The 12,861-nt window shown below is 60.9% G+C and carries 10 protein-coding genes; 7 read left to right on the plus strand and 3 right to left on the minus strand.

Features of this window, described 5'->3' with window-relative positions:
- Positions 1-159 precede the first annotated feature (159 nt).
- Positions 160-1,653 carry a S10 family peptidase gene (locus ACRQ1B_RS19325; protein ID WP_432295802.1) on the plus strand — a complete coding sequence of 498 codons (1,494 nt, stop codon included), beginning with the start codon at positions 160-162 and terminating at the stop codon, positions 1,651-1,653.
- A 206-nt stretch (positions 1,654-1,859) separates the two neighbouring features.
- Here the strand turns inward: ACRQ1B_RS19325 and ACRQ1B_RS19330 are convergent, their stop codons facing one another.
- On the minus strand, positions 1,860-2,075 hold the full coding sequence (locus tag ACRQ1B_RS19330; protein WP_432295616.1) for a hypothetical protein: 216 nt from the start codon (positions 2,073-2,075) through the stop codon (positions 1,860-1,862).
- A gap of 121 nt (positions 2,076-2,196) precedes the next feature.
- Here ACRQ1B_RS19330 and ACRQ1B_RS19335 point away from each other — a divergent pair, with 121 nt between their 5' ends.
- A complete protein-coding gene (locus ACRQ1B_RS19335; RefSeq protein ID WP_432295618.1) occupies positions 2,197-3,165 on the plus strand; it encodes a phosphoglycerate dehydrogenase in 969 nt (322 codons plus the stop codon).
- Positions 3,162-4,211 (plus strand): Ldh family oxidoreductase, encoded by a 1,050-nt coding sequence (locus ACRQ1B_RS19340; RefSeq protein ID WP_432295620.1) that lies wholly within the window; start codon positions 3,162-3,164, stop codon positions 4,209-4,211. Before ACRQ1B_RS19335 ends, ACRQ1B_RS19340 begins: the two co-directional genes overlap by 4 nt.
- Before the next feature lie 12 nt (positions 4,212-4,223).
- Here ACRQ1B_RS19340 and ACRQ1B_RS19345 read toward each other — a convergent pair whose 3' ends face one another.
- Entirely contained in the window at positions 4,224-5,141 is a 918-nt protein-coding gene (locus ACRQ1B_RS19345; RefSeq protein WP_432295621.1) for a LysR family transcriptional regulator, read from the minus strand.
- A 109-nt stretch (positions 5,142-5,250) separates the two neighbouring features.
- Here ACRQ1B_RS19345 and ACRQ1B_RS19350 point away from each other — a divergent pair, with 109 nt between their 5' ends.
- A complete protein-coding gene (locus ACRQ1B_RS19350; RefSeq protein ID WP_432295622.1) occupies positions 5,251-6,123 on the plus strand; it encodes an aldo/keto reductase family oxidoreductase in 873 nt (290 codons plus the stop codon).
- A gap of 116 nt (positions 6,124-6,239) precedes the next feature.
- Here the strand turns inward: ACRQ1B_RS19350 and ACRQ1B_RS19355 are convergent, their stop codons facing one another.
- The gene (locus ACRQ1B_RS19355) at positions 6,240-7,730 is read right to left on the minus strand and encodes an MFS transporter (RefSeq protein WP_432295623.1); all 1,491 of its coding nucleotides are present in this window, start codon (positions 7,728-7,730) and stop codon (positions 6,240-6,242) included.
- 104 nt (positions 7,731-7,834) lie between these two features.
- On the opposite strand from ACRQ1B_RS19355, the gene ACRQ1B_RS19360 reads away from it, so the two are divergent.
- The 3 genes from ACRQ1B_RS19360 to ACRQ1B_RS19370 are packed head-to-tail and all read left to right on the plus strand — an operon-like array spanning position 7,835 to position 12,799.
- On the plus strand, positions 7,835-8,389 hold the full coding sequence (locus ACRQ1B_RS19360; RefSeq protein ID WP_432295624.1) for a TetR/AcrR family transcriptional regulator: 555 nt from the start codon (positions 7,835-7,837) through the stop codon (positions 8,387-8,389).
- A 45-nt stretch (positions 8,390-8,434) separates the two neighbouring features.
- Positions 8,435-9,640 (plus strand): efflux RND transporter periplasmic adaptor subunit, encoded by a 1,206-nt coding sequence (locus ACRQ1B_RS19365; RefSeq protein ID WP_432295625.1) that lies wholly within the window; start codon positions 8,435-8,437, stop codon positions 9,638-9,640.
- A 6-nt stretch (positions 9,641-9,646) separates the two neighbouring features.
- On the plus strand, positions 9,647-12,799 hold the full coding sequence (locus ACRQ1B_RS19370; protein ID WP_432295626.1) for a multidrug efflux RND transporter permease subunit: 3,153 nt from the start codon (positions 9,647-9,649) through the stop codon (positions 12,797-12,799).
- Positions 12,800-12,861 lie beyond the last annotated feature (62 nt).

The raw sequence follows: 12,861 nt of genomic DNA on the forward strand, positions 1-12,861 counted from the left end.
TTTCAATGTGCTTTTCGCCATGCGTCATGACGCAGCAATCAAGCCAAGTTGAGTTTCCTTGGACGACTGGCGACCTACATTCGACATCACTCGACAGACCTCCTGGAGAACACCGTGCCCAATCGTCTTGCCATTCGCTTTTTCGCCTGCGCCACTGCCATGTTGTTGATGTTTTCAGCGCCTGTCGCAGCGCAGGAGCCACCACCCGAACGTGGAGAGAAAGAGGCCACGCAGGAAAACGAGCGTGCCTCGTCCGGTATTTTCAGCCTGATCCCGGCTGACTCCTCCACCGATCATATGCTGAAACTGGGCGATACCGAACTGCCCTATACGGCGACGGCCGGCACGCTCGACCTGATTGGCCAGGACGGCAACCGCACGGCAAAGATCTTCTATACCGCCTATGTGGCAAAGGACCGGAAACCGGGCCGCCCTTTGACCTTTGCCTTTAATGGCGGGCCGGGCGCCGCATCGGCCTATCTGCATATGGGGCTTGTCGGGCCAAAAGTGCTGGAATTCGGTGACACGGGAGACAACGGCACGATGCCGGTGCTGAAGGACAATCCGGACAGCTGGCTCGCCTTTACCGATCTGGTGCTGATCGATCCGGTCGGCACCGGCTGGAGCCGGGCCGCCAGCGATGATGCGGCCGGCAATTTCTACAAGGTGCGGCAGGATGCCGAGAGCCTTGCCAAGGCGATTGCGCTTTACACCCAGCGCAACAACCGGCTGGAAGCGCCAAAATATCTGCTGGGCGAAAGTTATGGTGGTTTTCGCGCCGCCAAGGTGGCGGCGGCGCTGAAGGACAGCCAGAGCATGCTGGTCTCCGGCATCGTCATGCTCTCCCCTTTTCTGGAAGGTCGTTTTCTCGCCAACGCCGATGATCCGCTGAGCGCGGCGCTGCAGCTTCCATCGCTCGCGGCGGCCGAGATGGAGCGTCGCGGCACGTTCACACCGGGCGGCATGAAGGAAGCGGAAAGTTTTGCCATGGGGGCCTATCTCACCTCACTTGCCGGACCGCGCCCCGGCGGCAGCACCGCCGACGGGCTTTATAGCCGACTTGCCGGCATGACCGGCATGCCGAAGGATGCGATTGCGCGCAGCCGCGGTTTTCTCGGTGACATCTATGCCAAGCAGATGGCCGGCACCGGCAAGGTGGTGAGCCCTTACGATGCCGCCTATGCGGTGCCGGATGCCTATCCCGAAGCGCCCTACAGCCAGAACGACGACCCGATCCTCGATGGCTATACCCGTGCCTATGGTTCGGCCTTCGCGGCCTATGCCCGCAACGATCTCGGCTTCAGGACGGACATGACCTATTCGCTGCTGAACACCGACGTGAACCGGCGCTGGGAATGGAACGGCAACCGTGGCGGCGATGTGCGGGCACTTGCGAGTGCGTCCACCGATCTGCGCGACCTTCTTTCGGTCATTCCCTCCTTTCGAATACTGATCGCACATGGGTATAGCGACGCGCTGACGCCCTATGGTGCCAGCCGATATGTGATCGACCACATGCCGCCGGAACTGGCCAACGGCCGCGCCACGCTGAAAGTCTACCGCGGCGGGCACATGTTCTACACCCAGATCCCGTCACGACAGGCAATGGCAGCGGATGCGCGTGCCTTTTATGAACCAAAACCCACGGAGTGAAATGCGGGCTGGTGCGGGCGTATTTTGAAACCATCTGCGCCGGCTTCTCGCCGGCGCAGATGGTTTGCTTCACCGTTACAAACGACCGCAAACTGGCATCATGGATAGTTGTAAAGAATGCATTTGTTAAATCGCGAACATACCCACTTCGGAACCGAATGCCGGCCAAGTTCACACGAAAAGATTTTGCATGAATATTTTTGAGCTTATACAGATAGATAATCAACATAATGCACTACGCTTAACGGTGCAAAAGCATCGAAATCTTCCCAAGAAATAATTTTCATAATTTCCACAATTGACAACTTTCCATCAACGCGCAATGTTTTGGACAGCAATCGGCGACGGGGAGGAGTCTCGTGGCCGGCATGCGGGAGATGTGCGCGCACCGGATGCGTATTGGCGGCATACGAAGCCAGCAAGAGACCTTATCTCCCGCCTGAATTGATATCCGTCCATTGCGGTGGCGGCAGGAACGATCGGGAGCACCATGAACGTCAGCACGCCCTTTTCCACACTAGAAATCTGGCCGCAGGCGAGCGCATGAGCATCGTCGTTGCCACCACCTCGCCTGGTTTCGGCCGCCATGGCCGTCTGCCGCAAATGTTGGACGAAACAGGCTGGGAAATCATCCGCTGCGTCGACACCAGCCTTCCGGATGGCGGGCTCTCAAAGCATATCGAACGCGCCGATTTTCTCGTCGCCGGCCTGACCTCAGTGACTGCCGAGAGCATCGCCAACGCGCCAAAACTTCGCGCAGTGCTGAAACACGGGGTCGGGACCGATAGCGTCGACATTCCGGCCTGCACCGCACGTGGCCTGCCGGTGACAGACACGCCCGCAGCCAATGCCAATGCCGTGGCGGAACTGGCCGTCGGATTGATGTTTTCGCTCGCCCGCAGCATTCCCCAGGGTCACATGAGCGTGGTGTCCGGCGGCTGGGACAGACGGCCCGGCGTGGAAATTTCCGGAAAGACGCTCGGCATCGTCGGTCTTGGCAATATCGGCAAGCTGCTGGCGAAAAAGGCGATTGGCCTCGGCATGAGAGTGGTCGCCTCCGACCTTTATCCGGACCGGGCTTTCATGGCCGAGCACGGGATCGAACTTCTGGAACTGGATGCCCTGCTGGCGCGCGCCGATTATGTTTCGCTGCATGTCTTTGGCGGCGCCGGCAATTCGGCCCTCATCAACGCCGAAAAGCTGGCGCTGATGAAGCCGACTGCCTGCCTGCTCAATCTCGCGCGCGGCGAAGTGGTAGACAATGATGCGCTTGCCATAGCCATCGAGGCCGGCAAGCTGAAGGGCGCCGGTATCGACGCCTTCGTCACGGAACCACCGGACGTCTCGCATCCGCTGTTCAAGCTGCCGAGTGTGGTCTTTACCCCGCATAGCGGCGCGGACAGTCTCGAAGCTTTTGAAAATGTCGGATTGATGGTGATCAGCGACATCCAGGATTTCATTGCCGGCAACCGCCCTGCCCGCGTGCTCAACAAGGAGGTTTATGAGCGATGACCGAACCCCGTTACGCCGCCGGCGATCTTTTGGCATTTGCCCGTTCTCTGTTTGCCAAGGCAGGGCTTGAGGCCGACAAGGCCGAGGCTGTTGCCACCTATCTCATCGAAGCCGATCTGATGGGGCATTCTACCCACGGATTGGCTCTGGCAGGATGGTATCTGCAGGGCATCGCCGATGGTGTCGTGACCAAGACCGGCACCTATGATGTCGTCAGCGACAAGGGACCGGCCGTGTGCTGGCAGGGCAACCGCCTGCCTGGTGCCTGGCTCACATCGGAAGCTGTAAAACTTGCGACCGAACGCGCCGAAAAATTCGGCACCACCACCATCGTCATCGCCAATAGTCACCACATCGGTGCGCTGGCCGCCTATCTGCAACTGGCAACGTCGAAGGGCATGCTGGTATCCGTCGCATCCTCCTCTCCTTCGGGCGGACAGGTTGCGCCATTCGGCGGATTGAAGGGCGTCTACACGCCAAACCCGGTCGCCTATGGCATTCCGACGCCGGAAGGTCCCATGCTGATCGATATTTCCGCCTCGATCACCACCAACAACATGTCGCAGCGACTGATCCGCGAGGGGCGCCAGTACGATCATGACTGGCTGATGGATGCAGAGGGCAATCCCTCGCGTGACCCGAAAGTGCTGGATGCGGGCGGCTCTCTGTTGCCGACGGGCGGGTTCGACCACGGGCAGAAGGGTTATGGCATGGCGCTGCAGGTCGAGGCGATCACGCAAGGCCTGGCCGGTTACGGCCGCGCCGATGCCCCGAAGGGCACCAATGCCGCCGTGACGGTTCAGGTCTGGGACCCGGAGGCGTTTGGCGGGCGCGATGCATTTTTGCGGCAGACCGGCTGGCTGGCGGATGCCTGCCATGCCACACCGCCGCGTCCCGGCGTCAGCCATGTGCGTCTTCCCGGCGAGGCCGCTCTGGGCCGCAAGAAAACAGCGCTGGCGGATGGCGTGGTGCTCTATCCGACCATTATCGGCTCGATCGAACCGCATGCGGAACGGCTGGGCGTGACCATGCCGACCGCCATCTGAGGCCGCCCGGCCTCACGTCGTTGGACGCGAGGCCTGCGCCTTTATGAAATCGATGAATGCCCGAAGCGGGGCCGGCACCAGACGTCGGCCCGAATAATAGAGGAAGGGGCCGGGAAAGCGCTGGCTCCACGGTTCCAGAACTTCTTCCAGCGCACCGCTTTCGAGGTGCGGCTTCAACCAGCCGTCGAACAGATAGAGGATGCCGGTGCCGGCCAATGCCGCCTCGATGGCCAGTTCGATGGCACCACCCGGCTGGACGACCAGCGGGCCGGTCGGGTCGACACGGATGATGTCCTCGCCCTTTTCGAACTCCCAGGGGCCCATCATCGCGCCGCTGGCAAAGCGACCGCGCAAACAGGCGTGCTCAAGAAGATCACGCGGATGCTGCGGCCGGCCACGACGTTCGAGATAGGAGGGTGAAGCGGCGGCGACAAAACGCTGCACACGCGGACCGATCGGCACGGCGATCATGTCCTGCTCCAGCCGCTCGTCATAACGGATGCCGGCATCGCAGCCGGCGGCGATGATATCGACAAAACTGTCGTCGCTGATGATTTCCAACCGGATATCCGGATAGGCGGCAAGAAACCCAGGCACGATGGCCGGCAACACAAGCCGCGCGGCGCTGACCGGCACATTGATGCGCAAGACGCCGGTCGGGGTGTCACGATAGCCATTGACGACATCGAGTGCGGCTTCCACTTCCGACAGAGCAGGGCCAAGACGCTCCAGAAGCCCCCTGCCCGCTTCGGTCGGCACCACGCTGCGGGTGGTGCGGTTCAGGAGCCGCACACCAAGTTGAGTTTCCAGCCGCCGCACCGCTTCGCTTAGACCCGAGGCGCTATAACCACTGCTGCGGGCAGCATCACGAAATCCGCCAGCACGGGCGACCGCGACAAATGCGTTGAGATCCCCCAGATCTGTTTTCACGGCCGCCCCATTGTTCGAAATATTGCACAACTCGTGCCGATTGTATCCGGTTATCCCGCAAACCAACAAGGGCTATCTTCCACCTCATCAGAAGCGAAGGAGACTGATCATGGCCAATATTGATAAGGCAGGCACATTCAAACTCGGTGACCGCACGGTCAAACGCCTCGGCTACGGCGCGATGCAGCTTGCCGGCAAAGGCGTTTTCGGCCCACCGAAGGATCACGACGCGGCCATTGCCGTGCTGCGTGAGGTTATCGAAAGCGGTGTCAATCACATCGACACCAGCGACTTTTATGGCCCGCACGTGACCAACAAGCTGATCAAGGAGGCCCTGCACCCCTATACCGACGACCTCGTCGTCGTCACCAAGATCGGCGCACGTCGTGGCGACGACGCATCCTGGTTGCCGGCCTTTTCCGCGGAAGAACTGGAACAGGCCGTGTATGACAATCTGAAAAATCTCGGCCTCGACGTGATCGATGTCGTCAACCTGCGCCTGATGTTCGGTGTGCATGGCCCGGCGGAAGGTTCGCTCGAGGCGCCACTGACGGCGCTGGCCGAATTGCAGCGCAAGGGGCTGGTGCGCCATATCGGCCTCAGCAACATAACCCCGACACAGCTTGCCGAGGGACGCCGGATCGCCGACATCGTCTGCGTTCAGAATGCGTATAATCTGGCCCATCGCGAGGACGACACGCTGATCGATGATCTTGCCCGCGACGGCATTGCCTATGTGCCGTTCTTCCCGCTCGGTGGTTTCAGCCCGCTGCAGTCATCGACCTTGTCGAATGTCGCGACGCGTCTTGGCGCAACGCCGATGCAGGTGGCACTCGCCTGGTTGCTGAAACGCGCTCCGAACATTCTGCTGATCCCCGGCACATCCTCGGTGGCGCATCTGCGCGAAAATCTGGCGGCAACCGACGTCACCCTGTCCGACGAGGTGATGTCCGAACTGGACGGCATCGCCGTGGCGGCGTGAATTGCCTCGAAGACTGGCCGTGTCGCTGCGGTTGATCGGTGACGGGGCATCCCCGTCACCGGCATGTTGTCGAGAATTGCCATTTGGAGCGACGCCGCATCACCACGGCGCCCGCCTCAATGCGGTGTCGACGCCATGCGTGCGCCACGCAGGGCAGCAAACACTGCGACAGCAAGCATCGCGATCATGCCTGCGGTGATCAGCAGGACAGATCCGTGCGCCTGGGTGAATGCTTCGCGGGCCGCCTGCTTCAGAACCTCCCCCTCTTCACCGCCCAGACGCAAAGCTGTTGTCATTGCTTCGCCGATCGACCCGCCGGCGTCGGCGGCCGGAGACCCTGCCGCGGAGACGGCGGCAAAATACAGGGAATTGACCAGAACGCCGAAGAAGGTGATGCCGATTCCGCCACCCAGTTCGTAGCCGGCGCTTTCGAGCGCACCCGCAGCACCGGCCTTTTCAGGCGGCGCGCTTCCCATGATGGCGATCGACGATGCCAGCAGGCCGATCCCAAGGCAAAGGCCGAGAATTGCCAGCAGCGTGGAGGTCATGAACTTTGAGGCCATCAGGTCGATCGATGCGAGCGCAAACAGCGATGCCGCCGCACCAGCCATCGAAAACGAGGCAATGCTGCGCAAGCCAAACCGATGAGCGAGGCTGCCTCCAAGGGGGCCGCCAACCGCCGCAGCGATCACGAGAGGCAGCATGAACAGGCCAGCTTCCAGAGGCGACATGCCGATCACATATTGAAGCTCCTGCGCCAGAACGAGCTCGAACCCCGCAAGAGCGCCCGAGGCGACGAAAGCCATCAGGATGCCGACCGTGATGGCCGGTTTCAGGAAGAGCGAGACATCGAGCATCGGCACGGCAGAGACCACCTGCAACCGGACAAACCAGCCGATGGCCGACACACCGCCAAGGACCGTCGCAATCACGAGGGCATCCATCCCGCCCTTCATGGCCGTCTTGATGGCAAAAACGGTCATCACCAGGCCGACGACAAGCAGCACGGCCTGGCCGATCTTCCATTGTTTTTCGCTGTTGCCGACGCTTTTCGGCAAAAGCATCCAGACCATGGGCATGACCACGGCAAGCACCGGAACATTGACCAGAAAAACCGAACCCCACCAGAAATGCTCCAGCAATATCCCTCCGATCAGCGGGCCAACGGCAGCACCCGCCATGCCGATCACGCTCCACATGCCGAGCGCTCTTGCCCGTTCGGCATCGTCCTCGAATGTGGTGCGGATGACAGCGAGCACGCACGGCATGATCATGGACGCACCGACACCAAGCACAGCCCGGAAGGCGATAAGCATGGCGGCGGACGTCGAGAAAGCTGCACCGATCGATGCCAGCCCGAACACGGCAAGCCCTGCCAGCAGGATGCGGCGATAACCCAACCGGTCCGCCAATGTGCCCATGGGCACGAGAAGGCCCGCCATCACGAGCGCATAGATATCGATGATCCACAGGACTTCCGTGCCGGAAGCCCCAAGGGAGACGGTGAGCGACGGTATCGCGATGTGCAGGATCGTCATGTCAACGACGACCGGAAGGAACGCTGCCATAACGGCAACAAGGATGAGCCAGCGATTTGCGGAGGACATACAGAACACCTGACGATAGACAGATTTTATTCGAACGATCGTTTTTCTATTGCATTCATATACGATCGTTCGTAAATGCATCAAGTGACAAAGTGGAGAGCGACGTGGGCCGGATTCGCAAGATCATGAAGGACGACATCCTGGATGCGGCGGAGCGTGTGGTCGTGAAACTCGGTGCCGCCGGTTTATCGATCGACGCCGTTGCGCAGGAGGCAGGGGTCAGCAAGTCGACCGTTGTCTACGACCACAAGTCCAAAAGCGCGCTGCTTGAAGCGCTGATCGACCGACGCATGAAAATCGAGGTCGAGCGCCAGGCGCAGGAAGTGGCAAATGCGAAGGATACACCACACCCGGAGCTGTTCGGCCGCATCAAGGCGGCGGAACAGGGCATAACCGATGCAGATCGCGCCGTTTCGCTGGCGATCAGCGCATCGGTTTCGCAGGAAGAGAAGGTCCAGAAGCTGATGCGCGACTGGACGCAGGAGGATCTCGCGGCCATGGCGGCCGGCCCAAGGGCGGAGGCCGCCCTGATGGCCTATCTGACGCTGACCGGCGTCTATGTCACGGAACTGTTTGCCTTCCACCAGTGGAGTGACGAGGAACGGTCCAAAATCCTTGAAGGGGTACGCACGATCTACTCGACCTTCCCCGAACAATAACAAACTGGCTCTCTGAGCCACACCCGAACATCCAAGGAAAACATCATGCACCGCTGCAGCCAACTGCCGCGCCTGAAGGCGTGCCTTATTGCCACTTCCATCCTCGCCCTGACGGCAACCGCGACACTCTCACAGGACGCAGGCGAAATGCCTCCGGCAGCGGTCGGGGTGATCGATCTGAAGGCCCATCCTATTCCAGTCGTCAGCGAGCTTCCCGGACGCGTTGCCGCGACCAGAATTTCCGAAGTGCGTGCCCGCGTCTCCGGCATTCTTCAGGAGCGCGTGTTCGAACAGGGCGCGATGGTCAACGAAGGGGACGTGCTCTACCGGATCGATCCGAGGTTGTTCAAGGTGCGCGTGGCGAGCGCCGAGGCAAACCTGCGGCGTGCCGAAGCCACGCGCGACAATGCGAAGGTCCAGCTCGATCGCCAGAAATCGCTTCGCGAACGCAACATCGCCAGTGGCATCGAATACGATACCGCTGCGGTCAATCTGGCGCAGGCCGAAGCCGACGTCGCGCTGCAACAGGCCGCCCTGGAAGAGGCGAAGATCAATCTCGAATATACCGAGGTCCGTGCGCCGATCTCCGGCATTATCGGCGGCGCGCTGGTGACAGAGGGGGCGCTGGTGACGGCGGACGGTACCTCCAGCCTCGCACTCATCCAGCAGATCGATCCGGTTTATGCCGACTTCACCCAGTCCGCGCAGGATCTGCTGGCGCTGCGGCGCGCCGTGACGGATGGCAGGCTTGCAAGTCCCGCTCCCGGACAGGCGCGCGTCGAACTCGTTTTCGATGGCGGCGATGTTTACGAGCAGAAGGGCAAGCTGCTGTTCTCCAGCGCCAATGTCGATTCCACCACCGGACAGGTCACGCTCCGCGCCGAGTTCCCCAACGCGAATGGCGACCTGCTTCCGGGCATGTATGTGCGTGTCAAGGTCGAACAGGCCGTGCGCCAGAATGCGATCACCATCCCGCAACGAGCTGTCATCAGGACGCCTGATGGCAAGGCGCAGGTCTATGTGGTCGAGGCGGACGACGTGGCGAAGCTTCGCGATATCGAACTCGGCCAGTCCCTCGGTCAGGAATGGGTTGTCGAAACAGGCCTCAAGGACGGCGAGAAAGTTGTCGTTGATGGCGTCCAGAAAGTTCAGCCGGATGCCAAGATCGCCCCTGAACCGTGGACGCCCGACAGCCAGACGCAATCAGCCGCAGACGAAACCGCTCCGGCGAATTCCGGCGAGGCAAGGTAACATCACATGGCACAGTTTTTCATTGGAAGGCCGATCCTGGCCTGGGTGTTTGCGCTCTTCATTTCCATCGCCGGCATCATCGCCCTGCCCTTCCTGCCAATCGCGCAATATCCGAAAGTTGCACCACCGCAGCTGACCATTTCCACCGCCTATCCCGGTGCCTCGCCCCAGGAGATCTATCAGGGCGTAACGCGCCTCATCGAGGAGGAGCTGAACGGCGTCTCCGGCATGATGTATTTCGAATCGACCTCGGACACATCGGGTTCGGTCAGCATCAATGCGACATTCGAGGCCGGAACGGATATCGACCAGGCATCCGTCGACGTGCAGAATGCCATCAAGCGCGTCGAGGCGCGCCTTCCCTCCGCCGTCACCTCGCAAGGTGTGACCGTGGAAGAGGCAGCCTCGGGCTTTCTGATGATGGTGACGCTCACCTCGACGGACGGACGCATGGACGAGGTGGCGCTTGGCGATTACCTGAACCGCAACATTCTGGGAGAACTCCGTCGTCTCGACGGTGTCGGTCGCGCGCAGTTGTTTGCCGCGCAACGCGCCATGCGTGTCTGGATCGACCCCGACAAGCTGGTCGGCCTGAACCTGACGGCCGCCGATGTGAATGCTGCAATCACCGCACAGAATGCGCAGGTCGCTGCCGGCCAGATCGGCGCGTCTCCGAACCCGGTTACCCAGGATCTGACGGCGACCGTGCTCGTTCAGGGACAGCTTTCCAACCCCGAGGTGTTCGGCGACATCATCCTGCGCGCCAACCCGGACGGCAGTTCGGTTCTCTTGAAGGATGTCGCCCGGATTGAACTCGGTGCGGAGAGCTATAACTTTTCCAGCCGCCTCAATGGTCAGCCGAGCGCCGCCGTCGGCATTCAGCTGTCCTCGACAGGCAATGCAGTGGCGACATCGACCGCGGTGACGGCGAAGATGGATGAACTGTCAAAATTCTTCCCGAAGGGGGTGAAATATGACGCACCTTATGACACCAGCCCATTCGTTTCCGCATCGATCGAAAAGGTCCTGCACACGCTGATCGAAGCCGTCGTGCTTGTGTTCATCGTGATGTTCGTGTTTCTGCAGAATTTCCGCTACACGGTCATTCCGACGCTGGTTGTGCCCGTCGCTTTGCTGGGCACCTGTGCGATCATGCTGGCAACCGGCTTTTCCATCAACGTGCTGACGATGTTCGCAATGGTGCTGGCCATCGGCATTCTTGTCGATGACGCGATTGTGGTTGTCGAGAATGTCGAACGCATCATGGCGGAAGAAGGTCTTTCGCCACGCGCCGCCACCCGCAAAGCCATGCGCCAGATCACCGGGGCCATCCTCGGCATCACGCTGGTACTGGCCTGCGTCTTTATCCCGATGGCGTTTTTCCCGGGCTCGACCGGCATCATTTACCGTCAGTTTTCACTGACCATGGTCGTGTCCATCCTGTTCTCGGCTTTTCTGGCGCTGTCGCTGACTCCTGCGCTTTGCGCGACCTTCCTCAAGCCCATCCCGAAAGGTCATCACGAGAAAAAAGGTATCGCGGGCTGGTTCAATCGGAAGTTCGACGGCCTGACCAATCGCTATGTGAAGGCGACGCTCGGCATGACCCGCCGCGCCGGCCGGATGATGGTGATCTATCTCGCGCTCGTCATCGGGCTCGGTTACCTCTTCGTCAACCTGCCGTCTTCTTTCGTTCCTGCGGAAGACCAGGGCAACCTGATCGTCGACATTCAGGGACCGCCCGAAGCCAGCGCCAACCGCACCAAGGCCTCCGTCGCGCAGATCGAACAGATCTTCAAATCAGAGCCCGGCGTGAAGGACGTCATCGCCATTCAGGGCTTCAGCTTTTCCGGCAGCGGCGCCAATGCGGCCCTGATGTTCGTGACGCTGAAAGACTGGAGCGAGCGCGGCGAAGGCAATTCTGCACAGGAGATCGCCGACCGCGTGAACATGCAACTCTTCGGGCTTAAGGATGCGACGAGCTTTGCGCTTTCCCCGCCCGCGATCGAAGGGTTCGGCACCACAGGTGGCTTCGCCTTCCGCCTTCAGGATCGCAACGGCACAGGCCAGGCAGCGCTTTCCGCGGCAGGCGCGCAATTGATGGCAAAAGCCAGCCAGAGCCCACTGCTCACCGGCATGCGCGTCGAGGGACTGCCGGACGCGGCACAGGTTCTGCTGGTGATCGACCGCGAGAAGGCAAACACGTTCGGCGTGACCTTTTCCGACATCAACAACACGATCACCGCCAATCTCGGTTCGTCCTATATCAACGATTTCCCGAATGCCGGCCGCATGCAGCGCGTCATCGTTCAGGCACGCGACCAGAGCCGCCTGCAGGTCGAGGATCTCCTGAAGCTCAATGTGCGCAATGCCAGCGGCGGCATGGTGCCGCTGTCTTCCTTCGCCATCGCGCAATGGCAGAAGGGCTCGCCGCAGATCGTCGGTTACAATGGTTATCCGACCGTGCGTATCGCGGGTGAACCTGCCCCCGGCAATTCTTCCGGTGTCGCAATCGCCGAGATGGAACGTCTGGCCGGCGAAATGCCCGAGGGAATAGGCTTTGAATGGACGGGCCAGACGCTGGAGGAGATCAAGTCCGGATCGCAGGCTCCGTTCCTGTTCGGCATCAGCCTTCTGTTCGTCTTCCTGCTGCTTGCAGGCCTTTATGAAAGCTGGTCCATTCCGCTTTCGGTCATGCTTGTGGTGCCGCTCGGCGTGATCGGCAGCGTTCTCGCCGTCATGGCAGCCGGCATGCCGAACGACATCTACTTCAAGGTCGGCCTGATCGCGATCATCGGCCTGTCCGCAAAGAACGCGATTCTGATCATCGAGTTCGCCAAGGACAATTTTTCCGAAGGCAAACCGCTACTGGAATCGGCCATCGAGGCGGCAAGGCTGCGGTTTCGTCCGATCATCATGACGTCGCTGGCTTTCACGCTCGGCGTGGTTCCGCTGGCGATCGCAACAGGCGCGAGCGCCGCCAGCCAGAACGCCATCGGCACCGCGGTTCTCGGCGGCATGATCTCGGCAACCGTGCTGGCGATCTTCTTCGTGCCGGCCTTCTTCGTTTTCGTGCTGAAACTGTTCAGGGCAAAACGACCGGTGCCCGAGACCGACGAGCAGCCTTCTTCCGACCTTACCCATGATGGCAGCGTATCGTGATGCCGCTGTCCGGGATCACCACCCGGACGGCTGCCCCGCCGTCCGGGGACCGCCACGGGACT

This window comes from Endobacterium panacihumi, from assembly GCF_050847465.1.
Taxonomy (GTDB): Bacteria; Pseudomonadota; Alphaproteobacteria; order Rhizobiales; family Rhizobiaceae; genus Neorhizobium; species Neorhizobium panacihumi.

What these genes read in the sequence shown, in the direction of transcription:
- ACRQ1B_RS19325 (WP_432295802.1), top strand. Translation starts at nt 160, where the DNA reads ATGTTGTTGATGTTTTCAGCGCCTGTCGCAGCGCAGGAGCCACCACCC.
- ACRQ1B_RS19335 (WP_432295618.1), top strand. Translation starts at nt 2,197, where the DNA reads ATGAGCATCGTCGTTGCCACCACCTCGCCTGGTTTCGGCCGCCATGGC.
- ACRQ1B_RS19340 (WP_432295620.1), top strand. Translation starts at nt 3,162, where the DNA reads ATGACCGAACCCCGTTACGCCGCCGGCGATCTTTTGGCATTTGCCCGT.
- ACRQ1B_RS19350 (WP_432295622.1), top strand. Translation starts at nt 5,251, where the DNA reads ATGGCCAATATTGATAAGGCAGGCACATTCAAACTCGGTGACCGCACG.
- ACRQ1B_RS19355 (WP_432295623.1), bottom strand. Translation starts at nt 7,730, where the DNA reads ATGTCCTCCGCAAATCGCTGGCTCATCCTTGTTGCCGTTATGGCAGCG.
- ACRQ1B_RS19365 (WP_432295625.1), top strand. Translation starts at nt 8,435, where the DNA reads ATGCACCGCTGCAGCCAACTGCCGCGCCTGAAGGCGTGCCTTATTGCC.
- ACRQ1B_RS19370 (WP_432295626.1), top strand. Translation starts at nt 9,647, where the DNA reads ATGGCACAGTTTTTCATTGGAAGGCCGATCCTGGCCTGGGTGTTTGCG.